The organism is Arthrobacter sp. Y81, from assembly GCF_002929335.1.
Taxonomy (GTDB): domain Bacteria; phylum Actinomycetota; class Actinomycetes; order Actinomycetales; family Micrococcaceae; genus Arthrobacter.
The window spans coordinates 121,874-147,968 of the sequence record NZ_PJIL01000003.1; the positions used below are offsets into that span (position 1 = coordinate 121,874).

The following is a 26,095-nucleotide window of genomic DNA, read 5'->3' on the forward strand; positions in this document are numbered from 1 at the left end:
GGTGTTGCCGGCCACTGTCATCACTACTTCTTGGCCTTGTCCTTGGACTCGTCGGTGGTCAGCGCGGCGATGAAGGCTTCCTGGGGAACCTCAACGCGGCCCACCATCTTCATGCGCTTCTTGCCTTCCTTCTGCTTTTCCAGAAGTTTGCGCTTACGGGAAATATCGCCGCCGTAGCATTTCGCCAGAACGTCCTTGCGGATGGCGCGGATGCTTTCGCGGGCGATGATCCGGGATCCGATGGCGGCCTGGATGGGAACCTCGAACTGCTGGCGGGGGATGAGTTCGCGCAGCTTGCCGGTCATCATCACACCGTAGGCGTAGGCCTTGTCCCGGTGGGTGATGGCGCTGAAGGCGTCCACCTGTTCGCCTTGGAGCATGATGTCAACCTTCACGAGGTCGGCAACCTGGTCGCCGTCCGCTTTCCAGTCAAGTGAGCCGTAGCCGCGGGTCTTGGACTTGAGGATGTCGAAGAAGTCGAAGACGATTTCGGCCAGCGGCAGGCGGTACCGGATTTCCACCCGGTCCTCGGACAAGTAGTCCATGCCGCCCATAATGCCGCGGCGGCTCTGGCACAGTTCCATGATGGCTCCGACAAAGTCATTCGGCGCCAGGATGGTGGCGGACACCATCGGCTCCCGGACCTCAGCGACCTTGCCGGTGGGGTATTCACTGGGGTTGGTGACGTGGACAACCTTCTTGTCCTCCAGCGTCACCTCGTACTCCACGTTGGGTGCTGTGGAGATCAGGTCCAGGTTGTACTCGCGTTCGAGCCGTTCGCGGGTGATTTCCAGGTGCAGCAGCCCCAGGAAGCCCACCCGGAAGCCGAAGCCCAGGGCGGCCGAGGTTTCCGGCTCGTAGATCAGGGCGGCGTCGTTGAGCATCAGCTTCTCCAACGCATCGCGGAGCACCGGATAGTCGGTGCCGTCCAGCGGGTAGAGGCCGGAGAAGACCATCGGCTTGGCGTCGGCATAGCCGGGCAGCGACTGCGCGGCAGGCTTGGCCAGGTTGGTGACGGTGTCGCCCACCTTGGACTGGCGGACGTCCTTCACACCGGTGATCAGGTAACCCACTTCGCCGACGCCCAGGCCCTTGGAAGGCGTGGGTTCCGGGGAGCTCACGCCGATTTCGAGGAGTTCGTGCGTGGCGCGGGTGGACATCATCTGGATACGCTCACGCGGGTGCAGCATGCCGTCAACCACGCGGACGTAGGTGACCACGCCGCGGTAGGTGTCGTACACGGAGTCGAAGATCATGGCACGGGCGGGGGCATTGGGATCGCCCACCGGGGCCGGCAGGTCGCGCACGATCTTGTCCAAGAGGACCTCGACGCCGGCGCCGGTCTTGCCGGAGACGCGCAGCACCTCGTCCGGGTCGCCGCCGATCAGGCTGGCGAGCTCAGCCGCGTACTTCTCGGGCTGGGCCGCGGGAAGGTCGATCTTGTTCAGGACCGGAATGATGGTGAGGTTGTTCTCCATCGCCAGGTACAGGTTGGCGAGGGTCTGGGCCTCGATGCCCTGGGCCGCGTCCACAAGCAGTACTGCGCCTTCGCAGGCGGCCAGCGAACGGGAGACCTCATAGGTGAAGTCGACGTGGCCGGGGGTGTCGATCATGTTCAGGGCGTAGCTGGTGCCGTCAACTTCCCAGGGCATGCGGACAGCCTGGGACTTGATGGTGATGCCGCGCTCACGTTCGATATCCATACGGTCCAGATACTGGGCCTTCATGTCGCGGGACTTAACGACGCCGGTGTACTGCAGCATGCGGTCGGCCAGAGTGGATTTACCGTGGTCAATGTGCGCAATGATGCAGAAGTTCCGGATGATGGCCGGATCTGTTGCGGCGGGCACCGGGGCGGTGCGGGCCATGGGAGACACGCAGGGTCCTTACTGTTGGCATTTCGCGGCTGTGATCAGGATGGCCGAAGCCATCGCGGGACCTGCCGCACGTGAACTTATAGTGTCCCACGTCCGGCCGCCAGTCGGTGCATTGTTTGCATGCCCGGCCTGCGACAACGCTCAGCGTCCGTCCCGGCAGTCGCAGTATCGTTGCAGCATGGCACTGAACCTACGCTCCCTCGGCAAGGCCGTACGCGCCGCAATTCGCTTCCTGGAAGGGCGCCCCGCCAAAGACCGTCCGGGCAGCCAGCCGCACGTCCGCGCGCCGCGGGCCAGCGCACCGCCGCGCGGAGCTGCCGGCGGAATAAGCGGAAAGTACCCTGGCGACTTCAAGGGCGTCGCGAGCGTGAAGTACGCCCCCTCCCCCAACGGCAAGCCGGAACCGGGTGAGGTGGTGTGGACCTGGGTCCCGTATGAGGAGGACCACTCCCAAGGCAAGGACCGGCCCGTGCTGCTGATCGGGAGCCGCGGGCGGTACCTGCTGGGACTCATGCTTACCAGCAAGGACCACGACCAGGACCACCGAAACGACGACAGCTACGTGGACATCGGCACCGGCAGCTGGGACCGGCAGCGCCGGCCCAGCGAAGCGAAACTGGATCGCATCCTCCAGATCAGCCCTGCTGACATCCGCAGGGAGGGAGCCGTCCTTGACCGGAAGCGTTTTGACAGTGTTTCGTCGGCACTCCGTGAGCTGCACGGCTGGAGCTGACGGAACCCCCCGGAAAGACCACGGGGAACAACCGGAGGACCAGCAGCAGTCCCGTGTGTCTGCTATCATTGACAGCTGTGTGTCCGTGCAGGTCGACGGCCACTGATGGTTGGCCGCCATAGGTATCCCCACGCCGCTCAGTCAATGGCCAATCTGAAAGCCCTCTAGACCATTTTCCGCTTTAAAAAGAGAGTTCACACGTGGCTAATATCAAGTCCCAGAAGAAGCGCATCCTCACCAACGAGAAGGCTCGCCTGCGTAACAACGCAGTCAAGTCCGAGCTGAAGACGGCCATCCGCGCCGTCAACACCGCCGTTGAGTCCACCGACAAGGATGCCGCTGCTGCTGCGCTGGTTGCTGCAGGCCGTAAGCTGGATAAGGCTGTCAGCAAGGGCGTTCTTCACAAGAACAACGCTGCAAACCGCAAGTCGGCGATCTCCAAGAAGGTCAACGCACTCTAAGGTTTTCCAGTTCAACTGAACTGATGATCGTGGCCGGCACCCCTCGGGGTGCCGGCCACATCCATTTAACGGCTGCGTGCGCCTCTCGCGAGGCGGCTTCCCCTGGAGGGCTGCGGCGAGGCTGCTTTTCGGCCTAGCCGCGGCGGACCGACGTTGCGATGACGGTGACGGCGTGCTCCACGGCGTACACGGGATCGCGGGAGAGGCCCTTGACCTGGGCGTCCGCCTCGGCCGTCACCTGGATGGAGCGGACCAGGCCCTCGGGCGTCCAGCGCCGGACGTCACGCTGCGCCTGTTCCACCAACCACGGCTGCATGCCGAGCTGCCGGGCGATCTGGGCCGAGGACCCTTGCGCCCCGGCCACTTTGGCGACAGTCCGAAGCTTGGCGGCCAGCGCGGCCACTAGCGGCACGGGGTCCGCGCCCGTGGCGAGGGCGTGGCGAAGGGTGGAAAGCGCTAGTGGGCCGTTGCCAGCCAACGCGGCATCAGCGACTTTGAACGCCGTTGCCTCGATCCTGCCGCCGTAATACCGGTCCACCATGTCCGTATCCACGGCCGTGGCAGCGTCCGCGATGAGCTGGCTGCAGGCGGCAGCGAGTTCCGAAAGACTGGCGCCCACCGCATTGACCAGGGCGTGGACGGCCTCCGGCTCGATCCGCCGTGAAGCGGCCTTGAACTCCGCTGCGACGAACGCCGACTTGTCTGCGTCCTTTTTGAGGGGCTGGCAATCGACCACCGGCCAGCCGGCGGCTTTGATGGCATCAAGCAGCTTCTTGCCCCGGACCCCGCCGCCGTGGCGGACCACCAGGACAGCGTCTGGTTCGGGGTTCGCCAGGTATTTGAGGGCGTCTGCCAGGAAAGCGTCATTCATTGCTTCCGCGGACTCGATTTCGATGAGCTTCGATTCCCCGAAGAGGGAAGGGCTCACGTTCATGGCGAGCGACCCGGGTTCGTAGCTGCCGGCGTTGAGCCTGGTGATTTCCACGTCCGGTTCGGCTGCACGGACCTGTGACCTGACGCGGTCCATGGCACGGATGCCCAGGTATTCTTCGGGCCCACCGATGAGCACGACACGGGCCGGGGTCACATCGCGCCAGGTGGCCGTAGCTGACGTCGCCGGCTTGGATCGGGCTTTTTGCGCAGCGGCCACTCTTGGTTCCTCCCGGAAATTGGATTATTACCTCTAAGACTCCCACGGCGGCGGCGCTCATCCAAGCCAGTAAACCGGGGCCAAAGCTCCAGCAGATCCACGGTCCGTCGATGCGCCGCCAGGACCAGTGCCCACACGGCCCGCGGGTGCAGAATGAGCCACAGTGCAAGAATGGTGCAGGCGGACAGCACCAGCATCGTCGCCGCGCCGAACGGCCCCTCCGGCCACGGCAGGGAAGCGCCGGGCAGGGCGGAGAAGAACCTGGCAACGCCCGCCACACCGGCGGCGCATGCCCCCGCCACCGCCATGGGAACGACAGCTGCCCACGGGGCCAGGGGCACCAAGGGGACGGCTGCGGTGCCGAGGATGGTTACCGGCGCCACGAGCGGCGCCGCCACCATGTTCGCCGGCAGCGCGAAGGACGAAAACTGGGGCTGCAGCAGGACAATCACCGGCCCGCAGAACAGCTGGGCCGAAAGGGGAACCGCGAGTCCGGCGGCCAGCCAGCGCGGAACGACAGGCGGTAGCCACTCCATGATCCGCGGGCCGGCCACCACGATGCCCAGCGTTGCCAGCACGGACAGGAGGAAACTGAAGCTGGTCCCGAGTGCGGGATCCGCCATGAGCAGTCCGATCACCGCAAGCGAGAGGAAGCTGAGTCCGCGCCCGGTGCGGCCTCCGGACAGGGATACCAGCCCGATCGCTCCCATGAGCGCGGCCCGGAGGACGCTGGCGTCCGGGCCGACCATCAGCACGAACAGTGCCAGTCCCGCGAGTGCGGCCGCTGCAGCGGGCGCCCGGGGCAGGCGTACAGTTCGGGCAGCCAATAACAGTGCCCCCAGGATAAGGCTGCAGTTTGCCCCGCTGACTGCGGTCAGGTGGGTCATTCCGACTGTCTTCATGTCGGTTTGAAGCTGCTCATCCAGAAAGCTGGTGTCACCCGTCACCATTCCAGGCAACAGGCCCCTGGCATCTCCGCCGATCCATTCCGCGGCGGCGGCAAACCGGCCGCGCAGCGCCGCCGGCCCCTCCTGCCATCCCGAAGGGGCAACGATGGTGGCCGGGCCGGTACCGGCGGACAGGATTCCTGCCTGCGATTGGCCGTCTTCGGGAGGCCTCAGCTTGCCGGTTGTCCGGATCCGCTGACCGGGGACCACACGCTGCCAATCAGCACCGCCCATGATCAGCAATTCGGCCTCCCCGCGGATCAGGTTACCCCTGGCGATGATCGTAGACGCGGTGGCCGGGACTGCCCAGCGGTCCGCCCCGGCACGGCCAGGCGACTTGAGCAGTCGCGGCGGTCCCGCGATCTCCAGTTCAATCACGACGGCGGACCGCGAGGAGACTGCCTCGGCCACGGCCCCGCCGTGCTTCTGCGATGCGGCTACCGCGGAGTGGGAGGCGACGGCTGCCGCCAGCACCAGTGCAACGCCGAGGGTGGTCAGGAAGCTCCGAGGCACAGGTCCGGCCCGTGTCCGGGACCGGCGGCGGATCGCGGCAAGCAGTGCGGCCGCACCGAGGAGCAGTCCGCCGATCACCAGGCCCAGCGCCGGCAGCGGCAGCCACACGCCGGCGACCGCGGCGGCCCAGGCGAGGAGGGCCGGCGGCGCCAGGCGCAGGTCGGTCCGGCGCCGGGGCCTGCCCGCGGCTCCGGTTCCGGCCGAAGCCTGCTTGCCCGCTGCCTGTGGCCGGACCGCGGGGGCAGGAAGGATGCGGGCCACCAGCAGCGCCCGTATGCCTCCCGCCGTGCGCGGCACAATGCTCCGAACGCCCGTGGACTGGACGTCCGGGTTGGTGCGCACCCCTGAAGCCGGTGCCGCCGGAGCCTGCGCAGGTATTTGAGGGTTGTCCCGGACAGCCGAATCAACAAAACGTTGCCACGGACTGGGCCTGCCCATCTCAGGACACCCGCACGAGTGGCAGCAGCGTTTCCAGCATCTTGGGTCCAACACCGTCCACGGCGTCGAGTTCCTCAACTGTGCTGAACCGCCCGTGCTCTTTGCGCCAGTCGACAATCCGCTGGGCCAGGACCGGACCCACCCGCGGCAGTGCCCCCAGCTCCTCTGCCGTGGCGGAGTTCAGGTCGATCCTGGCGCCGGCCGCCGGTCCGCCGGAGGCTCCTTCGCCGGCTGAAGGACCAGCGGGCGGGACCCCGGCCGCCTCATCCACAACCTCGCCATGCGCTGGAACGTAGATCTTTTGGCCATCGATGAGGACAGCGGCCAGGTTCAGACGGTTCAGGTCCGCTTCCGCCGTGCTGCCCTCAGCCGCCGCGATGGCCTCGTGGACGCGGCTTCCCTGCGGCAGCTCGACCACGCCGGCCCTTTTGACGGCGCCTGCGACATGCACCACGATTTTCCCGCCGGGTTTGCCGCCCGTGGCCGGGCCTCCGCCGGCCGGCCCACCGGGGCCTTCCACCGGAGCACCAGTGCCGTCGTCAGGCTGCGCGCTGCCTTCCGTACTGCGGACGTCGCCCAGGGGAGTTACTTGCGGACTGCCGGCGGCAACGTCCCACCAGAACCAGCCCCCAAGGAGAAGCCCCAGTATCCCCACCACTACGGCCACACGCACTCCGGTGCGCCACCTGAATCTCGAGGGTCCGTGCGCCGCGCCACCGGAAGGCGAGCCGACCTCGTCACGGGCCGGCCGCGCACCGCCGTCGTACCTAAAAGGTTCCCCGCCCGCCGCCCCGTTGCCGTGCCCCAAAAGGCCCGGGCCGGATACCGCGCCGCCGGTCACGCCGCTGCCAATATTGCCGGCCGGCCCCAGCGAAGCAGTCAGGCGGCGCCGTGCACGGCTGGCCGTGGCAGGTTCTCCCGCTTCCGCGTTCCGGCGTGACATACCCCCACGCTAGGAGAACGGACGTGGAACAGACAGCGCGCATGAGCCTATGTGGATAGCGGGCTGGCGGCAGCGCCCCGCGGCACGCTACTTCTGGTAGGTGATGTACGCCTCGTACTGGACCCGCCACGCCTCCGGCGCCTTGGGATCCGGAACCGTCGTGGTCAGGAACTGGACGCTCGTCACCTGGCCCTTAAGATACTTCAACCAGTTGGTTACTTCTTCCGACACGTCCTTGTCGAACTGCGCAACGTGGTGGACCTGCATTGACATGGGAGCCTCCTTGCCCGGTGGGGAGACTGTACTACCAGCGCCGGGATTGGACCAGTGGTGGCTTGCGGCCGGCCCCTTCAGGACGGGTCAGCCGGTGCCGCCCACCGGATCCCTCGCCGGCGTGCTGCTCTCCCCCACGATGACGGCAAGCACTCCCAGTCCGGCGTGTGCGGCGAGCACTGCAGGGAGCGAACTGATCTGCGCCGGCGGTGCCTCCGGGAGCGAGGCGGCCAGCCGGCCAGCGAGTTCCGCGGCTTCGGCCGGGTTGCCGAAGTGGTGGACCGCCAGCCGGGCCTGGCCCGAAGGCCGCGCCGCGGCGTCCGCAACCACGATTTCCTCGAGGCGGGCCACCGCCCGCGCCGCCGATCTGACTCTCTCCAGCGGGACGATCTTTCCGTCGTCCACGGCGAGGATCGGCTTGATGGCAAACACAGTTCCCCACAGGGAAGCCGCTGCTCCGATCCGGCCGCCGCGGCGCAGCTGCTCGAGGCTGGGAACATAGAAATACACCTTGGTGCGTGCCAGCCGTTCCTCGGCAAAAGCGCGCACTTCAGCTGCCGGGCGGCCGTCCGCGGCGGCCACTACCGCGCTCTGCACCGCCATGCCCAGCGCCATGCCCACGGTTTTCGAATCGACCACTTCCACGGGGATGCCGACACGGGATGCTGCGAGCCTGGCGGAGTCGGCAGTGCCGGAAAGCGCTCCGGAGATATGCACGGAAACCACGGCTTCGTAGCCGTGGCGAAGCGCTGCCAGATAGGCCTGCTCGAACTGGCCGGGCGACGGCCGTGACGTCTTGACCGGCCTCCCGGTGGCCAACGCCACCGCGATCGTGTCGGTGATGTCGTCTTCGCCTTCGCCGTAGATTTCCTCCCCCACCATCACGGGCATGGGAACCACGGTCAGCCGCCCGTCGGCGGCGAAGTCCCTGACCCAGTCGGCGGGAAGTGCGGCTGCGGAGTCGGTAACCACCGCGGTGCGTACGACGGCGGCCGTCACCACTGCTTCCGGAGCAGCTCCCTGCCGGGTGGCCTGCCGTAGGCGGACCAGCCGCTCCCTCAGCCACGGCCAGCCGGCCGGCTCCCGGTCGTTCACGGCATCCCCCTGCTGTTCCGGTTAAACATCATGGCCGGCCGCCGGCAGTACCGGCGGCCGGTGCCCCGGCTAGGCCGGGACGATGTTGACCAGTTTAGGGGCACGCACGATGACCGTGCGGATACCGCGCCCGTCAAGGGCGCGCTGCACATTCTCGGACGCGAGTGCCAGTTCCCGCAGCTCGTCCTCGCCGATCCCGGGAGAGACCTCGAGGCGGTCGCGGACCTTGCCCTGGACCTGGACCACTGCAGTCACCGTCTCCTGCACCAGAAGCGCTTCGTCATGCCCGGGCCAGCCGGCGTTGGCCACCGACGCGGGGTGCCCCAGCACGTTCCACATGTCCTCGGCCGTGTAGGGCGCGAAGAGGCTCAGGATGACGGCCACGGCTTCGGCTGCTTCACGGACGGCGGGATCCGCCCCGCCTGCCCCGGAGGCTGCATCTATGGTTTTGCGGGTTGCGTTGACCAGCTCCATCAGCTTGGCCACCACCACGTTGAACTTGTTGCTGTCCAGCAGCGCGGCGGCGTCCACGATGGTCCGGTGCGTGATTGAGCGCAGCGCCCGGTCTCCCTGGGCGGCGTCCGTTCCGGGCGCGCTGGTGACGTCCTGCGCCAGCCGCCACGCACGGGCCAGGAACTTCGCGGAGCCCGACGGCGAAACATCCGCCCAGTCGACGTCGTCCTCCGGCGGGGAAGCGAAGATCATGGTCAGACGCACGGCGTCCACACCGAACTTGTCCAGCTGCTCGCCGAGGTCAACACCGTTGCCCAGCGACTTGCTCATGGCCTTGCCCCCGTTGAGGACCTGGCCCTGGTTGAGCAGGGCGCTGAACGGCTCGTCGGCGTCGATCATGCCCAGGTCGTGGATGACCTTGGTGAAGAACCGTGCGTACAGCAGGTGCAGAATGGCGTGCTCCACGCCGCCCACATACTGCCCAACCGGCATCCAGTCGTTGATCTTCTCGGGGTCGAACGGGCCGCCGGTGTACTGCGGGGAGACGAAGCGCAGGAAGTACCAGGACGAGTCAACGAAGGTGTCCATGGTGTCGGTGTCCCGCTTGGCGGGGCCGTGGCAGTTGGGGCACTCAACGTTGACCCACGCCTCGGCGGCAGCCAGCGGCGAGGTGCCCTTCGGGGACAGGTCTTCGCCGCGCAGGTCAGCCGGCAGCCTGACAGGCAGCTGCTCGTCCGGGACGGGAACTTCACCGCAGGCCGGGCAGTGGATGATGGGGATCGGGGTTCCCCAGAACCGCTGGCGGCTGAGCAGCCAGTCGCGCAGCCGGAAGTTGACGAACTTTTCGCCCGTGCCCTGCTTCTCCAGGATTTCGATCGCGGCCGGGATGGCTTCCGCCTTGGGCAGTCCGTCGAGCACGCCGGAGTTGATCAGTGTGCCCTCGCCCGCCGTGGCCGTTCCGGTCACAGCGGGGTCGTCCTCTCCCGTGTCCAGCACAGCGCGGACGGGCAGGTCGAAGGTCTTGGCGAAGTCGAGGTCACGCTGGTCGTGGGCAGGGACGGCCATGATGGCGCCTGTGCCGTAGTCCGCCAGCACGTAGTCCGCCGCCCAGACCGGGAGCTTCTCGCCGTTCAGGGGGTTGACGGCGTACCGGCCGGTGAAGACGCCCGTCTTCTCCCGTTCGGTGGACTGGCGTTCGATTTCGGAGAGCGCCTTAACCTGTTCGCGGTAGGCGTCCAGGGCTGCCGCGTGCTCGTCCGTGACCAGCTCCACTGCCAGCGGCGCATCAGCAGCCACCACGAAGAAGGTGGCGCCGTACAGGGTGTCCGGCCGCGTGGTGAAGACGGTGACGTCCTTGGCGGGCTGGCCGCCGTCGGCCTCGATGACGAAGTTGACGTGGGCGCCTTCGGACCGGCCGATCCAGTTCTTCTGCATGGCCAGGACGCGCTCGGGCCAGTGGCCGCGCAGTTCGTCCATGTCATCCAGCAGGCGGTCGGCGTATTCGGTGATCTTGAAGTACCACTGGTTCAGGGACTTCTTGGTCACGGGCGTGCCGCAGCGTTCGCACGCACCGTTGACGACCTGTTCGTTGGCCAGCACGGTCTGGTCCTTGGGGCACCAGTTGACCGGGGAATCCTTGCGGTACGCCAGCCCGCGCTCGTAGAAGCGCTTGAACAGCCACTGCGTCCAGCGGTAGTACTCCGGGTCCGAGGTGTGCACGCGCCGTGACCAGTCAGCCGAGATGGCGTAGCGCTTGAAGGACGCCGCCTGGGTCTCGATGTTGGCGTACGTCCACTCGCTGGGGTGCGCGTTGCGCTTGATGGCGGCGTTCTCCGCGGGCAGGCCGAAGGAGTCCCAGCCGATCGGGTGCAGGACGTCGTAGCCCTTCTGGCGCAGGTACCGCGCAACGACGTCGCCCATGGCAAACGCCTCCGCGTGGCCCATGTGCAGGTCGCCTGAAGGGTAGGGGAACATGTCGAGGACATAGCGGCGCTCGCGCGAGCCGTCATCGACGGGGGTGAACACCTTGAGGTCTTCCCACACCTGCGGCCATTTGGCCTCCATCGCGGTGAAGCTGTAGGTGCCCTCCTCCGGGCCGTCCGTCGCGACTGTTGCTGTTCCGGTCTCTGTCTCCGGCTGAACGCTCACTGCTGCCCTCTTCTGTTCTGTACCGCTTTTCGTACGGCCCTGGCGTCCTGTCCCGCCCCGGCCCCTGATCTCCTACTTGCGGCCGGGAGATAGCCCCAGACACACAAAAGCCCCTCGACATGGAGGGGCGGCCGCTCGGCAATCCGTATTTGGTCGGGATACCGGGCGGCTAGCTAAGCAGAAGGATCGCACGCATAGAACTACTTTAGCGCACCCGCACGTTCACCTAAACGTAAGTCGCCACGAGCGGCTGAATAGCTGACGGATGAGTTGATGGCAGCCGCACCTCGCCCGGGTGTGGTGGGCACCGCGATGGGCCCCCCGGCTGCGAGGGCCCCGACACAAGCTTGCGAGTGTCAGGGAGCAGCCGGGGACGAGCGGGGCAGGTGCGGCTGCCATCAACGACAGGTCAGACTACTTCACGTCCTCGTCGACCCAGTCCATGGCCTTCGTGACAGCCTTCTTCCAGAGGCGCATCTGGCGGTCCCGCTCATCCTGTTCCATCTGCGGTTCCCAGCGCTTGTCCTCGGACCAGTTGGCCGAGCACTCCCCCAGGTCCTTCCAGAACCCGACAGCCAGCCCGGCAGCGTAGGCCGCACCCAATGCGGTGGTCTCCACAACCTTGGGCCGGATCACGGGCACACCCAGGATGTCCGCCTGGAACTGCATCAGCGCGTCATTGGCCACCATGCCGCCGTCGACCTTCAACTCGGTCAGCGGAACTCCGGAGTCCGCGTTGACGGCGTCGAGGACCTCACGGGTCTGGAAAGCGGTGGCTTCCAGGGCCGCGCGGGCGATGTGGTTCTTGTTCACGAAGCGGGTCAGGCCCACAATCGCGCCGCGGGCGTCCGAACGCCAGTACGGTGCGAACAGTCCGGAGAACGCCGGCACGATGTAGACGCCGCCGTTGTCCTTGACCGAGGCGGCGAGCGTCTCCACCTCCGGGGCGCTGCTGATCAGGCCGAGGTTGTCCCGCAGCCACTGGATGAGGGATCCCGTGACGGCGATCGAGCCCTCCAGCGCGTAGTGCGGGGCGGCGTCCCCCAGCTTGTAGCCCACCGTGGTGAGGAGCCCGTTCTTGGAGTGGACGATTTCCTCGCCGGTGTTGAAGATCAGGAAGCAGCCCGTTCCGTAGGTGTTCTTGGCTTCGCCGGCCTCGAACGCCGCCTGGCCGAACGTCGCTGCCTGCTGGTCGCCGAGGATGCCGGCAACCGGCACTTCCCGGAGCAACTGGGAGGTGTGGACGGTGCCGTAGACCTCGGAGGAGGACTTGATGGCGGGCATCATGGAAGCAGGGACGCCGAAGGCATCCAGGATCTCCTGGTCCCAGGACAGCGTTTCGAGGTCCATGAACATGGTCCTGGAGGCGTTGGTGACGTCGGTGACGTGCACTCCGCCGTCCACTCCGCCGGTGAGGTTCCACAGCACCCAGCAGTCCGTGTTGCCAAAGACCAGGTCGCCGGCCTCGGCCTTGGCCCGCGCGCCCTCCACGTTGTCCAGGACCCACTTGATCTTGGTGCCGGAGAAGTACGTGGCCAGTGGCAGGCCCACCTTCTGCTTGAAGCGCTCCGGGCCGCCGTCCTTCGCCAGTTCATCCACGATGTCCTGGGTCCGGGTGTCCTGCCAGACGATGGCGTTGTAGACAGCCTTGCCCGTGGTCTTGTCCCACACGACGGCGGTTTCGCGCTGGTTGGTGATGCCGACGGCGGCAATGTCGTGCCGGGTCAGGTTCGCCTTGGACAGGGCCGAGGCAATGACCTCGCGGGTGTTGTCCCAGATTTCGGCGGGGTCGTGCTCCACCCAGCCGGCCTGCGGGAAAATCTGCTCGTGTTCCATCTGGCCGGAGGAGACAATGCTGCCGCTGTGGTCGAAGACGATGGCGCGCGTGCTGGTGGTGCCCTGGTCGATGGCGATTACGTACTGGTTCATGTTGACGTCCTTGTCTGTTGTGTGAAGGGCTTGGTCAGTGTGTTGGTCTGCGGGGCGGGGATCAGGAAGCTGCCGTGACGATGATCGGCACTACTGCTGCGACGACGCCGGCCAGGGTACCGCCAACAAGCGGCCCGACAACCGGGATCCAGGAGTAGCTCCAGTCGCTGGAACCCTTGCCCTTGATGGGGAGCAGCGCGTGCGCGATGCGGGGGCCAAGGTCACGGGCGGGGTTGATGGCGTACCCGGTGGGACCGCCGAGGGATACGCCGATGCCGACAACCAGCAGGGCCACTGCGAGCGGACCGAGGCCGGAAGGGGTGCCGCCGAACGTCAGGATGACGAAGACGAGCACGAACGTGCCGATGATCTCGGTGATCAGGTTCCAGGGGGTGGAACGGATGGCCGGGCCGGTGGAGAACACGGCGAGCTTGCTGGCGGGCTCCGGTTCGGCGTCAAAGTGCTGCTTGTGGGCAAGCCACATGACCACTGCGCCCAGGAACGCGCCCAGGAGTTCACCGCCGAAGTATGTCAGCGTGGAGGCGAAGTCGACACTGACGCCGGGAGCATACTCCGCTTTTCCGTTGATCAGCAGGCCCAGGGTTACGGCGGGGTTCAGGTGCGCGCCGGACCGGGCGGCGACATAGACGCCGGCGAAGACTGCGATGCCCCACCCCCATGTGACCATTAGGAATCCGCCGTTGTTGCCCTTGGTGCCCTTGAGCGCGACGTTTGCCACCACGCCGCAACCCAACAAGGTCAGCATCCCGGTTCCGAATACTTCGGAAAGAAAAACAATTCCAAGAGACATCTTTGACTCCTCTATTTTCTGTTGTCAGCCCTTCGCGAGTTTGAAGGGCTGTTGGGCCGGCATTGTTGTTGCAATGCCGGCCGGCTGCTGCGCCGGCCTCTGCTCCAGCGGAACCGCGCAGCCCTTGCGCCCGGGCATCACTGCCCGGGCACGCAAGCCTGCTAAGCGACCAGGCTGTGGACCTGGACGCCGTGGAAGCGTTCAAGCACCTCCTGGGCATTGTGGATTTCGGCGGCCCGGGTCGCGGCGTCCCAGTCCAGCGGACCAGCGAGGACGTCGGCCACCTCGTTGAGGAGTTCGCCCGTCACCAGGCCGCGGAAGGCCAGGGAAGTGCGCCGGATCAGCACGTCGATGAGGTGTCCCACCTGTTCGTGCCGGGCCATGAATTCCACTTCGCGGACACTGAGTTCCCGGGTGGAGTGCAGGAGCCGGTCCGGGCCGGCGTCGAGGAAGCGCAGGACCTCTTCGGCGCGGGTTCCATAGCGGGTCAGCAATCCGGAAATCCGGTCGGCATCGCGGCCCGCGGACATATGGGCCTTGATCCACTGCTGGACACCGGCCTGCGTGTCCGGGAAGCCGGCACCGCCGCCGATGGCGAGTTTCGCCGTCGAGATTTTGCGTTCCATCCCCAGTTCCCTGAGAACGTCATTCGTCAGGTGTTCGGCCAGCGCCCGGAACGTGGTCCACTTACCGCCGACAAGGCTGAGTACGACGGCGCTGCTGCCGCCCGCGGCCGCTTCCTGCCCGCCGGCCCGGCGTTCGATCCGGTAGTCCCTGCTGACGAAGCCAGGCTGGGTGGCATCGTGTTTGGGCAGCGGGCGGACACCGGAAAAGGTGTAGACAATCTGGTCCCGGTCCACGGTGACGTCCGGGAACACGTGGCCGATCAGGTCGAAGAAGTAGTCGATCTCAGCGTCGGTGCACACGGCGTCCTCGGCCATGTCAGCATCGACGTCGGTGGTTCCCACAAGGACGCGATCCCCCATCGGGTAGATGAGGACGATGCGCCCGTCGGTGTGTTCGAAGAAGATCTCACGGCCGTTGCAGGCTTCGAGGAGTTCGGGGTGGTCCAGCACGATGTGCGAGCCCTTGGTGCCGCCCATAAAGGTAGACGCTGCGCCCATGGCCCCGTTGGTCAGGTCCACCCAGGCGCCAGTGGTGTTGACGATGACGTCAGCCGTGAAGTCGAAGACCTCGCCGCTGAGTTCATCACGCAACTGGACTGTGCTGCCGCCGGTGGAGCCGGTACGGGTCCCGGCCGCTCCACCCATGGAGACGAGCGAAAGGTAGTTGCTGGCCCGCGCATCGCTGGGGCCGGCCGTGCCCGCCTTCTCTCCGTCCTGCAGCACATCCAGGGTGAGCCGCTCCGGGTTGTGGACCGAGGCATCGAAGTAGGTGGCCGCGTACTTGATGCCCGGGTGCAGCCGCGGCAGCTCGGCAAGGGCGCGTTTCCGGCCGCGGAACTGGTGGCGCGGAACGGTGCCGCCGTCGCGGGAGAAGAAGTCGTACATGCTCAGGCCGAGCTTGATGAGGAAGGCTCCGCGTTCCTTCGGTTTGCCCTGCTGCTTGTGGGTCAGGAACCGCAGCGGCGCCGAGAGCACTCCGGAGAAGGTGCTGAAGATGGGGATGGTGGTCTGGAGCGGCTTGACGTAGTGGGGAGCGATGCGCAGGAGCCTGTTGCGTTCGACGACGGACTCCTGGACCAGCCGGAACTCACCGTTTTCCAGGTACCGGATTCCGCCGTGGATCATGTGCGACGATGCACCGCTGGCTCCTTGGCAGTAGTCGCCCCGTTCGACGAGCGCGACGTCCACACCCTGCAGTGCCAGATCGCGGAATGTACCTACTCCGTTGATTCCGCCGCCGATGATCAGGACTTGGGCGCGGGGACGCCGGCGCAGGCTTTGCACTGATGTCCGCTGGCTGCTGGTGGCCGGATGGCCGGATGAATCCTTGGTTCCCAAAACTGCTCCTTTGGGGTTTGGTCCTGTGCGGCGCGCCTCACAGCGCGGCGCCGTTCACCACTATTGTTTGGAGTAATGGAAAATGGAGTCAAGCACTATGCACAAACGTGCAGGATGGGACCGGAATGCCTCGCTCACGCCACTCAGAAGCCCTCAGAGCTGCACAACTGTATTACCTCCAGGACCTCACGATGGACGCCATAGCCAGGGAACTCCGGACCTCCAGATCCACGGTTTCACGGCTACTTTCGGCTGCCCGGGAGACCGGGCTGGTCCAGATCCAGATCCGCAATCCCCTCGACACCGGGCCGGAACTGGAGCACATGATCCGCGCCCAATATCGCGTGGATGTCCACGTCGTTCCGGTCGTCGACACCCTGAATGAGGCGGAGACCCTTGACAGAGTGGCCATGCAGGCTGCACGAACAATCGGACCGCTGGTTGACTCAAACGCCATCATCGGCGTCGCCTGGGGATCCACGCTCAGCGCCGTCAGCCGGCACCTCACCCGCAAGATCACCCATGACAGCGTGATCGTCCAGCTCAACGGCGCCGGCAACATGCAGACCACCGGCATCACCTACGCGAGTGACATCATGCGCAGGTTCGGCAGCGCCTACGGCGCACGCGTTGAACAGTTTCCGGTTCCGGCCTTCTTCGACCACGCCGCCACCAAAACAGCCATGTGGAATGAACGCAGCGTCCAGCGCATCCTCGAACTCCAGTCACGCATGAGCATCGCCATCTTCGGCGTGGGTTCGGTGGACGCCGACTACCCCAGCCACGTCTATGCCGGCGGCTACCTCGACGAGAGCGACCTGAACATTTTGGCCACCTCGGACGTGGTGGGTGACGTCGCGACCGTGTTTTTCCGCGGCGACGGGTCATCAGACGGCATCACGCTGAACGAAAGGTCCACCGGTCCCGCGCTGGCTCAGCTGCGGCAGGTCCGGCGCCGTATCTGCGTCGTCTCGGGGGCCTCAAAGATCAAAGGACTGCGCGGCGCGCTCGCCGCCGGGCTGGCTACGGACCTGATCCTCGATGAAGCCATGGCGCGGCGCCTGGTCAGCTTTGACGGACTGTCCTGACGTCTCCGACGACCGCCCGACGGCCTGTCCCCGGGAGCGCGCGGCGCCGAGTCGGTAGAGTCAGTGCTATGAAAACCTCGCCCCGGCTAAGCCTCAACAACGGTGTGCTGATCGACCAGCTGGGCTTCGGGCTCTACAAGGTCCCCTCGGCCGACGCGGCCGGGCTGGTGACCATGGCCCTCGAAGCCGGCTACCGGCACTTCGACACCGCGTCCATGTATGGAAATGAAACCGGAGTAGGCAAGGCCATCGGCGCGCTGTCCGGTTTCGCGGGCAGCGGTGCCGGCGGAGGCTCCGGCGAGGCATCCCCGTCCCTCTCCCGCGAGGACCTGTTTGTCACCACGAAGGTGTGGAACGACGACCATGGCTACGACGCCACGATGCGCGCCTTCGACACGTCCATGTCCAACCTGGGCATGGAATACGTCGACATGTACCTCATCCACTGGCCATGCGCCGGCCGCGGACTCTTCACCGAAAGCTACCGGGCCATGGAAACCCTGTACCGCGAGGGCAGGATCCGGGCGATCGGGGTGTCCAACTTCCAGCCCGCCCACCTGGAGCGCCTGCTCGAGAGCGCTGAAGTGGTCCCTGCCATGAACCAGATCGAACTCCACCCCTGGCTCCAGCAGGACGAACTCCGCCGGCTGCACGACCGGCTTGGCATCCGCACCGAGGCGTGGAGCCCGCTGGGCCGGGGCCAGGTGCTTGAGGACCCGGTGGTTCTGGAACTCGCAGCGGCGCACCGCCGGACCGCCGCGCAGATCATCCTGAGATGGCACCTGCAGCTGGGGAACGTGGTGATCCCGAAAGCCAGCTCCTACGCCCGGATCCGGGAGAACCTGAACGTCTTCGGGTTCACCCTGGACGCCGCAGACATGGCCGCCCTTGCCGGCCTGGAACGCGGCCACCGCACAGGCTCCCACCCGGACAACGTCAACTAGGATTCGAAACCATGGAACAAGTGGACACGGGACCGGCACAGGCCCCGCCCCTCTTCAGCGGGCAACTCGACGCCAGGACGCGGGCCGGCAGCGTGGACCTGCAGGGCTGCAATGTCGATTACTGGGTGTACGAGCCTGTGCGTGCGACACCCGAAACCAGGACCATCCTGGTGATCCACGGCTTCCGCGGCGACCACCACGGCCTGCTCAGGATTGCGGACCAGCTGCCCGAAATGCGCCTCATCATGCCCGACCTCCCGGGGTTCGGCAGCTCGGATGCCTTTGCCGGCAGTGAGCACAGCGTGATGCGGTACGGACAGTTCATCAGCGACTTCATGGCCGCCCTTGGCCTTGGGCCGGAAACGGTGCTGCTGGGACACTCCTTCGGATCGATCATTGCCAGCCATTTCGTGGCGGCCAACCCCCGCGCCGTGTCCCCCCTTGTCCTCATCAACCCGATCGCAGCACCGGCCCTCGAGGGCCCCAAGGGCGTTATGACCAAACTGGCCGTCCTCTACTACGAGGCCTCCGCCAGGCTCCCCCGCGCCCTGGGGCTGTTCCTGCTGCGCAGCCGGCTCATCGTCAGGGTCATGAGCGTGGCAATGGCGAAGACCCGGGACAAGCAGCTCCTGCGGTTCATCCACGGGCAGCACAACGCCTATTTCTCCGCCTTCGCCAACCGGGACAGCCTGCTTGAATCCTTCAAGGCATCCGTCGGCAGCAACGTCTCGGAGGTTGCCCGGGACCTCACCCTGCCGGTGCTTCTGGTGGCCGGGGAAAAGGACGAAATCGCGATGCTCGCGGACCAGCACAAACTGGCGGCGCTCCTGCCGGACGGCACCCTCCATGTCATTCCCGGCGTCGGCCACCTCATCCACTACGAGACGCCCGAGCCGGCCGCCGGCTTCATCAGACGCTTCCTGAAGGACCATCCCGCGTGAAAATCATTATCGATGCCCGCTTCACCCGCCTGGACCACCACGACGGCATCAGCAGGTACGGCGCCAGCCTGATCCAGGCCACGGCCAGGATTGCGGACGTCTCGATGCTCATCAGCGACCCCCGGCAGCTTGCCTTGCTGCCGGACGTCCCCTACACGCTGATCAACAGCCCGCTCTCCCCCGCAGAACTGTTTGTGGCTGCCAAGATCAACAAGCTCGGCGCCGACGTCGTGGTGTGCCCGATGCAGACGATGGGGACGCTTGGCCGGAAATACGGCCTGGTCCTGACCCTTCACGACCTGATCTACTACGAGCACCCTGCCCCGCCAGGATTCCTGCCGGCTCCCGTACGGGTGCTGTGGCGCCTGTACCACAAGGCCTACTGGCCGCAACGGATGCTCCTGAACCGGGCCGACGTCGTGGCCACGATCAGCCACACCACTGAGGCACTGATCGCGAAACACAGCCTCACCAAACGGCCCGTCCGGATTGTAGGCAACGCACCGCAGCACGGCCACACTCCCCGCGATCCCGGGGCCGGAGCGGACAAAACCCTTCTCTACATGGGTTCCTTCATGCCGTACAAGAACGTCGAAACCATGGTCCGGGGAATGGCCGAACTGCCGGACATGACTCTTCACCTCCTCAGTCGCATCACTCCGCAGCGCAGGGCGGAGCTCGAGGCCCTGGCGCCGGACGGCGCCAACATCATCTTCCACAACGGCGTGACGGATGCTGAGTACGAGGAGCTGCTGGCCCGGACCACCGCGTTGATCAGCCTGTCCCGCGCGGAGGGCTACGGCCTGCCGCTCGTGGAGGCGATGTCCCACGGCACGCCCGTCATCGCCAGCGACATTCCGATCTTCCGCGAAGTGGGCCATAACGCCGTGAGCTATGTCCATCCGGATTCCCCGTCGGAGTTCGCCGAGGCCGTCCGGCGGCTGGAGCAGCCGGACGTGTGGAAAGCGCAGTCACGGCGCTCCGTGGAACGGGCGGCGGAATTCAGCTGGGCGCACTCCGCGCGGCAACTGGTCCAGCTGGCCGAAGAAGCTGTCCGGATCAACGGGCGCTGACGCCAGCCCCGCGGGAACACGTCAGCTGGTGCACGTCAGCTGCTGCTCGTCACTAGAGCACATCCACGCCGTCGAGCCTCAGCTGCACGGGATCGTCGCTGCGCCTGGCCGCTGCGGCGGCCTTGACGGCCCTCATCACCCGGGTGGCTTCGGCCGCCCGCGCATAGGGAATGAACAGCAGCGTCCGGACGTCCTCGCCGGACTCCCGCTGGCCGGCCCGTGCGTCCGTCAGCAGCAACGGTGCCGGACCGGCTGTGCGCAGGGAAATGTCCTGCCTGGCCAGCTGCTTTTCAATCGCCTCGGTAAAGTGCCCGACGGCGGTCCGGCCGCCGGTCACGGAGGCAATCCGGACTGCCGGTGGCAGGTGGAGCTCCTGGCGCAGGGAGAGTTCGCGGCGTGCATATCCCCCGGCGTCCCAGCGAAGCAGTGCGCCGACCCCCGCCGTGTCATCGGCGGTGATGACAACAAGGCCGCCCTCGCGGGCAGGTTTTACCAGCGCCGCCGCGTTGAACCAGCGCCGGACGGCGTCCTCCCCCGCGCGGAGGTTTTCACGGCGCAGCAAGGAGTCCCCGTCCAACAGCAGTGCGGCGGCATACCCGCCGGCTGCTACGGGCTCTGCTCCCACGGTGGCCACCACGAGGGCCTTGGTGTCCGGGACTGTGGCCTTCACGTGGTCCCCGGACGAGGTGATGACCGGCTTGCCGGGGAATGCCCGGCCGAGCTCTTCCGCGGTCCGCAGCACGCCGGTGGCGGAGCGGCGCAGCCGCGGGCTGCTGCAGTGGCTGCAGCGCCAGGCCGGCGCGGGAGCGGAACACCAGCGGCATTGGGGCACGGCTGAACTGCCGGCGGCGCCGGCAACAGCGAGCGGTCCGCTGCAGGCGGTGCAACGGGCCGGTTCCCGGCAGGAGTCGCAGACCAGGGACGGCGCATAGCCGGAACGGGCCACCTGGACCAGGACGGGGCCGCGTTCCAGGCCTTCCTTGGCGGCGCGCCAGGCCGCACCGGGCAGCCTGGCGATCCGGGCGAGGGGGTCCCGTTCCTGTTCAAAGCTGTCCGCCGTGTTCAGGACCCGGGGCACCGTCCGGCGCACTTCCGGCCGGTCGGCCTCGACCGCCCGGGCCCAGCCGGCATCCACCAGCCGCTGCAGTTCAGTGCTGCGGGTGTGTGCGGCCATCAGGCAGGCGGCACCTTCCTGTTCCGCCCGCAGCAGGAGGACTTCCCGGGTGTGCGCATAGGGCGACCGCTGTTCGATGTGGAGGTCGTCGCCGTCGTCCCAGCACACCACCAGACCAAGGTTGTGCACGGGGGCGTACGCTGCCGAGCGGGTGCCGACGGCAACCCCGGCAGTGCCGGAGAGGATGCGAAGGTAGCTGCGGTAACGGGGCGTCGGGCCGTCGTCGGCGGTGAGCCGGGCAATGTCCTCCCGTGGCAGCAGGGCGGCCAGGGCCTCCTCCACGCGGTCCAGGTCGCGGTAATCCGGAACCACAACCACTGCGCCGCGGCCCGAGGCGCGGACGGCCGCCACGGCTTCGGCAATAAGCGCGGGCCAGCCGGCGGGGCCGAAGCCCTGGAGTGCGCTCAGGACCGCACGCGGCGACTCTCCGGCCCCAAGATGCTGGAGGAACGCCGCGCCGTTGACGTAGCGGGCCCAGGGTCCTGCCGTGGCGGGAACGCTGCCCAAAGCCGGTTTCCGTTCCCCGGCTGCGGCCTCCGCTGCCGCGGGGGGCGGGCCTGCGGAGATCGTTCCTTCCGCGGCCAGTTCCTTCTCGAGTTTGGCCACCCGCGGCGGAATGGCCACACGCAGCACGTCACTCAGGGTGCCGGCGTAGCGGGCGGCGACTCTGCCTGCGAGTTCGGCCAGTTCCGGCGTGAGCACCTGAACGGCCGACACCACCTTGTGGAGCGGGACGAGCGTGTGCCCGGCGTCGGATTCAGCGAGCCGGTCCAGGATGAAGCCGCTGAGTTCCTGGCCGTTGAACTTGACCTTGACGCGGACGCCAGGCTGCGCGGCGTCGTCAAGCGAAGCGGGCACGCTGTAGTCGAACGGGCGGTCCAGGTGGGGCAGCGAAGACTCGATGAGCACCCGGGCAACCGGCAGCATGTGCGCGAGGGCGGGTCCGCCGGGAGACTGCGGGCGGCCCGCCGGGAATCCCTGGAGCAGTGACAGCTGGAGCGGTTCTTCGGTGGCGGAACCATCGCCGGGAAAGGAAGCCACGGAACCAACCTCCATTCAGCATCCTGCCAGTAGTGGTGCCGGCGGTTTAGGGGCAGCAGATCGGGCGCCATCAGCCGGAAAGCACTGTAGCAGGGCCGCCCGGACGGCGGCCCTGCTACAGCAAAACACACGGCACCGACAGTTATTCCGGCGACGTACGCCTTCGTGGCCAACCGGCATTAGGTTTGCGGACGGGCGGTGCTTCTCAGGCGTTGAAGAAGGCCTTGAGCTCGTCCACCCGGTCCAGCCGCTCCCAGGTGAAGTCGGGATCGTCGCGGCCGAAGTGTCCATGCGCCGCGGTCTTGGCGTAGATGGGCCGCTTGAGGTCCAGCGCGTCGATGATGGCCCGCGGACGCAGGTCGAAGATCTCGGCAATCGCCTGGCTGATGCGATCGGGATCCACGGTTTCCGTGCCAAAGGTCTCCACGTAGGTGCCCACGGGCCGAGCCTGGCCGATGGCGTAGGCGATCTGAATCTCGGCCCGCTTGGCGAGTCCCGCGGCAACCACGTTCTTGGCCACCCAGCGCATCGCGTACGCCGCGGAGCGGTCAACCTTGGACGGGTCCTTGCCGGAGAAAGCACCGCCGCCGTGGCGCGCCATGCCGCCGTAAGTGTCCACGATGATCTTGCGGCCGGTCAGTCCGGCGTCGCCGACGGGGCCCCCGATCACGAACGCACCGGCCGGGTTGAGGATGTTGCGCGTGCGGGAGATGTCGAGGTTGGCTGCCGCCAGCACGGGATCGATCACGTGCGTGGCGAGGTCAGCGCGCAACTGCTCGAGGCTGGCGCCTTCCGCGTGCTGGCTGGAGATCACGATGGTTTCGACGGAAACAGGCCGGTCACGGTCGTAGCCGATCGTGGCCTGCGTCTTGCCGTCCGGGCGGAGGTAGGCAAGCTCGCCGTTCTTGCGGACTTCGGTGAGGCGTTCGGAAAGACGGTGCGCAATCCAGATCGGGACGGGCATGTAGGACGGCGTCTCGTCGCTGGCGTAGCCGAACATGAGCCCCTGGTCGCCGGCTCCCTGGAGATCGTAGTCGTCTTCCTGGCGTCCTTCGCGGGCCTCCAGGGAATTGAACACACCGCCGGCGATGTCGTTGGACTGCTGGCCGATGGATACGGAGACGCCGCAGCGGGCACCGTCGAACCCGTTCGCCGAGGAGTCGTAGCCGATCCCCAGGATGGTTTCGCGCACGATCTGCGGGATCTCAACGTAAGCGTCGGTGGTGACTTCGCCCGCTACGTGCACCAGCCCGGTGGTGGCCAGGGTCTCGACGGCCACGCGGGACTCGGGGTCCTTCGCCAGCAGGGCATCCAGGATCGCATCGCTGATCTGGTCGCAGATCTTGTCCGGATGGCCTTCAGTCACGGACTCCGACGTGAAAAGACGAAGGGACGGCGGCGTCGCGCCGTGGGATGCGGGAATGTGCAGCGGTAAAGTCACTCAACTACCTTACTGGTTGGGATTCGGTCATGCCTCAGCATGTGTCCCCCTGCTAAGGAGGCCTTGCACACGCCGGCTGTTCAGGATCGTGGAAAAACGCGGCTCAGCTCGGAGCTGATGCGGTCAATGACGGCGGCCGCAACATCATCCTTCGAACCGGACGCTGCCTGTGGTTCGGAGCCGGAGCGGGAAAGGATGACCACGGAGTTGTGGTCCTGCCCAAACACCAGGCCCTCACCGACATGGTTCACCACCAGCAGGTCGCACCCCTTCCGACGCAGTTTGGCCTCGGCGTAGGCGAGCACATCGCCGTGGGCGTCGCCGGTTTCGGCCGCGAACCCCACGATCAGCTGCCCCGGCCTGTTCGCTGCCCGGACCTCCACGAGCTCCTGCAGGATGTCAGGGTTCCGCAGCAGGCTGATGACCGGATCGGCTGTGTCGTCCCGCTTCTTGATCTTGGTGTCCGAAACCTCGGCGGGACGGAAGTCCGCCACGGCGGCGGCCATGACCACGACGTCGGAGTCGGCGGCCGCGCGCAGCGCAGCTTCGCGAAGCTGCACCGCTGTTTCCACCTGGACCACCTCGACGCCGGCGGGTACCGGTACTTCCATGTGGGCGGCGATCAGCCGGACGCTGGCGCCCGCGTTGCGGGCGGCCACGGCCAGGGCAACGCCCTGCTTCCCGGAGGAGCGGTTGCCGAGGAACCGGACCGGGTCAAGCGGCTCACGCGTGCCGCCTGCACTGATGGTGACTGTCCGGCCGGCCAGCGGCAGCTGCGCGGGAACACCGCCGTCCTGCATCAGGGCAAGGGCCGCGTCAAAAATGGCCTCCGGCTCGGGCAGCCGGCCGGGACCTGAATCGGAACCGGTGAGCCGCCCGCTTGCGGGTTCGAGGACCGTCACGCCACGGTTGCGCAGCGTCTCCACGTTGGCCTGGGTCGCGGCGTGCAGCCACATTTCGGTGTGCATGGCCGGAGCCATCAGCACGGGACCGCTGGCCATCAGCAGCGTGTTGGTCAGGAGGTCGTCGGCGTGCCCGCCGGCGGCCCGTGCCAGGAGATCAGCGGTGGCCGGAGCCACGACGATGAGGTCCGCTTCATGGCCCAGGCGTACGTGGTTGACCGAGGGGACATCGTCAAAGACGCTGTTGCTGACCGGGTTTCCGGACAGTGCTTCCCAGGTCGCCACTCCGACGAAGCGGTTGGCCGCCTCTGTGGGAATGACCGTGACGTTATGGCCGGCTTCAGTAAAAAGCCGGAGGAGCGATGCCACCTTGTAGGCGGCAATCCCTCCCCCGACTCCGAGGACTATGCGCACGTGACCTCCGTCAACAGGCAGTCTGTAGTCTGATGAGATCTGGGCTGAAGAGTTCTACTCTGCAGGTTCGATCGGCGTGGAAACGAGCTTGCCTTCGTTGATCTCGCGCAGGGCGATGGAAAGCGACTTCTCGTTCAGCTTGGTGTCGACCAGCGGGCCCACGTATTCGAACAGGCCCTCGTGCAGCTGGGCGTAGTATGCGTTGATCTGACGTGCACGCTTGGCACCGAAGATCACCAGGCCGTACTTGGAATCAGCTGCCTTCAGCAGTTCGTCGATCGGCGGGTTGATGATGCCTTCAAGGTTCGTGGACACGAATTCTCCAAATTCTAGCGGGCCGATCCGACCCAGCTGCTAATGCGGGTGCGGGGTCAGCCCCATGAGTGAAACAAGCTCGTCCGCTGCGCGTCGAACGTCATCATTGATGACGGTGTGATCGAACTCCGGCTCAGCGGCAAGTTCTAGTTTAGCGGTTTCCAGTCTCTGCTGCTGTTCCTCGGCCGTTTCCGTGCCGCGGCCCACGAGGCGGCGGACCATTTCCTCCCAGCTGGGAGGAGCAAGGAAGACGAACTGGGCCTCCGGAACGGCCTGCTTAACCTGGCGCGCGCCCTGCAGATCGATCTCCAGCAGCACTGACCGGCCATCGGCAATGGCGGCGTCCACGGTGCTGCGGAGCGTGCCGTAGCGGTTGCGGCCATGGACCACGGCCCACTCCAGCAGCTCCCCGCCGGCCACGAGCGCGTCGAATTCGTCGGCCGACTTGAAGAAGTAGTGCACCCCGTCCTGCTCCCCCGGGCGCGGCGGACGCGTGGTGGCTGAGACGGAAAGCCAGACTTCGGGGTAGTTGTCCCGGATGTAGGTGGACACGGTGCCTTTGCCAACAGCCGTCGGGCCGGCGAGGACTGTCAGTCCCGGTTTCTTGCTCACATATTCCTTTGTGCGGTATTCGGATGGACCTGTTTCTCGTTCATAAAATCTACCAGCGCCCGGCGCTGGTGAATGCCGAGCCCCCGCAGCCTGCGGGACGCGGCAATGCCCAGCTCATCCATGATGGCGGCCGCCCTGACGCGGCCAATGCCGGGCAGGGCCTCGAGCATCTCGGAGACCTTCATTCGTGCCAGGGCGGAATCGCCGTCGCCGGAAATGATGAGATCAGCCACGGAGAGCGATCCCGACTTCAGCTGTTCCTTGGCCTCCGCCCGGGCTGCCCGTGCCGCTGCCGCCCTGCCCAGGGCTTCCGCGCGTTCCTGCTCGGTCAAGGGCCGTAAGCTCACTTCCGTCACCCCCGAATCGTCAGTCGGATCCAAGGCATCGGCCGTTGGATTCCCCCTGAACCTACCCT

22 protein-coding genes are annotated in these 26,095 nt (G+C 66.6%); 6 read left to right on the forward strand and 16 right to left on the reverse strand.

What is annotated here, in order from left to right; all coding sequences use genetic code 11:
- Positions 1-23 precede the first annotated feature (23 nt).
- Entirely contained in the window at positions 24-1,877 is a 1,854-nt protein-coding gene (lepA, locus tag CXQ91_RS05755) for a translation elongation factor 4 (protein WP_181038792.1), read from the reverse strand.
- 178 nt (positions 1,878-2,055) lie between these two features.
- Between lepA and CXQ91_RS05760 the strand changes: the two genes are divergently transcribed.
- Both CXQ91_RS05760 and rpsT read left to right on the forward strand, forming a co-directional pair.
- Positions 2,056-2,610: a type II toxin-antitoxin system PemK/MazF family toxin gene (locus tag CXQ91_RS05760; protein ID WP_104172972.1), complete on the forward strand. Its 555-nt coding sequence runs from the start codon at positions 2,056-2,058 to the stop codon at positions 2,608-2,610.
- A gap of 200 nt (positions 2,611-2,810) precedes the next feature.
- A complete protein-coding gene (rpsT, locus tag CXQ91_RS05765) occupies positions 2,811-3,071 on the forward strand; it encodes a 30S ribosomal protein S20 (RefSeq protein ID WP_090581023.1) in 261 nt (86 codons plus the stop codon).
- A gap of 133 nt (positions 3,072-3,204) precedes the next feature.
- On the opposite strand, the gene holA is transcribed toward rpsT, so the two are convergent.
- The 9 genes from holA to CXQ91_RS05810 all read right to left on the reverse strand — a co-directional run bounded on the left by holA (position 3,205) and on the right by CXQ91_RS05810 (position 15,735).
- Positions 3,205-4,221: a DNA polymerase III subunit delta gene (gene holA, locus CXQ91_RS05770; RefSeq protein ID WP_104172973.1), complete on the reverse strand. Its 1,017-nt coding sequence runs from the start codon at positions 4,219-4,221 to the stop codon at positions 3,205-3,207.
- On the reverse strand, positions 4,155-6,023 hold the full coding sequence (locus CXQ91_RS05775) for a ComEC/Rec2 family competence protein (RefSeq protein WP_308471388.1): 1,869 nt from the start codon (positions 6,021-6,023) through the stop codon (positions 4,155-4,157). The genes holA and CXQ91_RS05775 overlap by 67 nt, the downstream gene beginning before the upstream one ends.
- A 97-nt stretch (positions 6,024-6,120) precedes the next feature.
- Entirely contained in the window at positions 6,121-7,062 is a 942-nt protein-coding gene (locus CXQ91_RS05780; RefSeq protein WP_104172975.1) for a ComEA family DNA-binding protein, read from the reverse strand.
- An 87-nt stretch (positions 7,063-7,149) separates the two neighbouring features.
- Complete coding sequence (locus CXQ91_RS05785) at positions 7,150-7,335, reverse strand: hypothetical protein (protein WP_104172976.1); 186 nt, start codon at positions 7,333-7,335, stop codon at positions 7,150-7,152.
- An 87-nt stretch (positions 7,336-7,422) separates the two neighbouring features.
- Positions 7,423-8,430: a DegV family protein gene (locus CXQ91_RS05790; protein ID WP_104172977.1), complete on the reverse strand. Its 1,008-nt coding sequence runs from the start codon at positions 8,428-8,430 to the stop codon at positions 7,423-7,425.
- Between the two features lie 69 nt (positions 8,431-8,499).
- The gene (gene leuS / locus CXQ91_RS05795) at positions 8,500-11,031 is read right to left on the reverse strand and encodes a leucine--tRNA ligase (protein ID WP_104172978.1); all 2,532 of its coding nucleotides are present in this window, start codon (positions 11,029-11,031) and stop codon (positions 8,500-8,502) included.
- A 414-nt stretch (positions 11,032-11,445) separates the two neighbouring features.
- Positions 11,446-12,960: a glycerol kinase GlpK gene (glpK, locus tag CXQ91_RS05800; RefSeq protein WP_104172979.1), complete on the reverse strand. Its 1,515-nt coding sequence runs from the start codon at positions 12,958-12,960 to the stop codon at positions 11,446-11,448.
- A 61-nt stretch (positions 12,961-13,021) separates the two neighbouring features.
- Complete coding sequence (locus CXQ91_RS05805; protein WP_104172980.1) at positions 13,022-13,771, reverse strand: MIP/aquaporin family protein; 750 nt, start codon at positions 13,769-13,771, stop codon at positions 13,022-13,024.
- 161 nt (positions 13,772-13,932) lie between these two features.
- The gene (locus CXQ91_RS05810; protein ID WP_104172981.1) at positions 13,933-15,735 is read right to left on the reverse strand and encodes a glycerol-3-phosphate dehydrogenase/oxidase; all 1,803 of its coding nucleotides are present in this window, start codon (positions 15,733-15,735) and stop codon (positions 13,933-13,935) included.
- Positions 15,736-15,860: 125 nt separating this feature from the next.
- Here CXQ91_RS05810 and CXQ91_RS05815 point away from each other — a divergent pair, with 125 nt between their 5' ends.
- From CXQ91_RS05815 to CXQ91_RS05830, 4 genes are all read left to right on the forward strand, one after another.
- Positions 15,861-16,823: a sugar-binding transcriptional regulator gene (locus tag CXQ91_RS05815; RefSeq protein WP_104172982.1), complete on the forward strand. Its 963-nt coding sequence runs from the start codon at positions 15,861-15,863 to the stop codon at positions 16,821-16,823.
- 68 nt (positions 16,824-16,891) lie between these two features.
- Entirely contained in the window at positions 16,892-17,767 is an 876-nt protein-coding gene (locus CXQ91_RS05820) for an aldo/keto reductase (RefSeq protein ID WP_104172983.1), read from the forward strand.
- Between the two features lie 11 nt (positions 17,768-17,778).
- Positions 17,779-18,708 (forward strand): alpha/beta fold hydrolase, encoded by a 930-nt coding sequence (locus tag CXQ91_RS05825; RefSeq protein ID WP_104172984.1) that lies wholly within the window; start codon positions 17,779-17,781, stop codon positions 18,706-18,708.
- The gene (locus CXQ91_RS05830; RefSeq protein WP_104172985.1) at positions 18,705-19,781 is read left to right on the forward strand and encodes a glycosyltransferase family 1 protein; all 1,077 of its coding nucleotides are present in this window, start codon (positions 18,705-18,707) and stop codon (positions 19,779-19,781) included. Before CXQ91_RS05825 ends, CXQ91_RS05830 begins: the two co-directional genes overlap by 4 nt.
- A gap of 52 nt (positions 19,782-19,833) precedes the next feature.
- Here CXQ91_RS05830 and CXQ91_RS05835 read toward each other — a convergent pair whose 3' ends face one another.
- The 6 genes from CXQ91_RS05835 to mihF all read right to left on the reverse strand — a co-directional run bounded on the left by CXQ91_RS05835 (position 19,834) and on the right by mihF (position 26,027).
- Positions 19,834-22,011 (reverse strand): primosomal protein N', encoded by a 2,178-nt coding sequence (locus CXQ91_RS05835; RefSeq protein WP_104172986.1) that lies wholly within the window; start codon positions 22,009-22,011, stop codon positions 19,834-19,836.
- A gap of 190 nt (positions 22,012-22,201) precedes the next feature.
- Complete coding sequence (gene metK, locus CXQ91_RS05840; protein ID WP_104172987.1) at positions 22,202-23,437, reverse strand: methionine adenosyltransferase; 1,236 nt, start codon at positions 23,435-23,437, stop codon at positions 22,202-22,204.
- Positions 23,438-23,517: 80 nt separating this feature from the next.
- Complete coding sequence (gene coaBC, locus CXQ91_RS05845; RefSeq protein ID WP_104172988.1) at positions 23,518-24,753, reverse strand: bifunctional phosphopantothenoylcysteine decarboxylase/phosphopantothenate--cysteine ligase CoaBC; 1,236 nt, start codon at positions 24,751-24,753, stop codon at positions 23,518-23,520.
- A gap of 54 nt (positions 24,754-24,807) precedes the next feature.
- On the reverse strand, positions 24,808-25,068 hold the full coding sequence (rpoZ, locus tag CXQ91_RS05850; protein WP_011692102.1) for a DNA-directed RNA polymerase subunit omega: 261 nt from the start codon (positions 25,066-25,068) through the stop codon (positions 24,808-24,810).
- 39 nt (positions 25,069-25,107) lie between these two features.
- The gene (gene gmk / locus CXQ91_RS05855) at positions 25,108-25,680 is read right to left on the reverse strand and encodes a guanylate kinase (protein WP_104172989.1); all 573 of its coding nucleotides are present in this window, start codon (positions 25,678-25,680) and stop codon (positions 25,108-25,110) included.
- On the reverse strand, positions 25,677-26,027 hold the full coding sequence (gene mihF / locus CXQ91_RS05860; protein ID WP_181038793.1) for an integration host factor, actinobacterial type: 351 nt from the start codon (positions 26,025-26,027) through the stop codon (positions 25,677-25,679). The genes gmk and mihF overlap by 4 nt, the downstream gene beginning before the upstream one ends.
- Positions 26,028-26,095: the final 68 nt, after the last annotated feature.

Excerpts from the sequence above, each read along its gene's own strand:
- CXQ91_RS05820 (WP_104172983.1), top strand. The coding sequence starts at position 16,892 with ATGAAAACCTCGCCCCGGCTAAGCCTCAACAACGGTGTGCTGATCGAC.
- CXQ91_RS05785 (WP_104172976.1), bottom strand. The coding sequence starts at position 7,335 with ATGTCAATGCAGGTCCACCACGTTGCGCAGTTCGACAAGGACGTGTCG.
- CXQ91_RS05825 (WP_104172984.1), top strand. The coding sequence starts at position 17,779 with ATGGAACAAGTGGACACGGGACCGGCACAGGCCCCGCCCCTCTTCAGC.
- CXQ91_RS05835 (WP_104172986.1), bottom strand. The coding sequence starts at position 22,011 with ATGGAGGTTGGTTCCGTGGCTTCCTTTCCCGGCGATGGTTCCGCCACC.
- CXQ91_RS05815 (WP_104172982.1), top strand. The coding sequence starts at position 15,861 with ATGCCTCGCTCACGCCACTCAGAAGCCCTCAGAGCTGCACAACTGTAT.
- CXQ91_RS05780 (WP_104172975.1), bottom strand. The coding sequence starts at position 7,062 with ATGTCACGCCGGAACGCGGAAGCGGGAGAACCTGCCACGGCCAGCCGT.
- CXQ91_RS05760 (WP_104172972.1), top strand. The coding sequence starts at position 2,056 with ATGGCACTGAACCTACGCTCCCTCGGCAAGGCCGTACGCGCCGCAATT.
- CXQ91_RS05805 (WP_104172980.1), bottom strand. The coding sequence starts at position 13,771 with ATGTCTCTTGGAATTGTTTTTCTTTCCGAAGTATTCGGAACCGGGATG.
- glpK (WP_104172979.1), bottom strand. The coding sequence starts at position 12,960 with ATGAACCAGTACGTAATCGCCATCGACCAGGGCACCACCAGCACGCGC.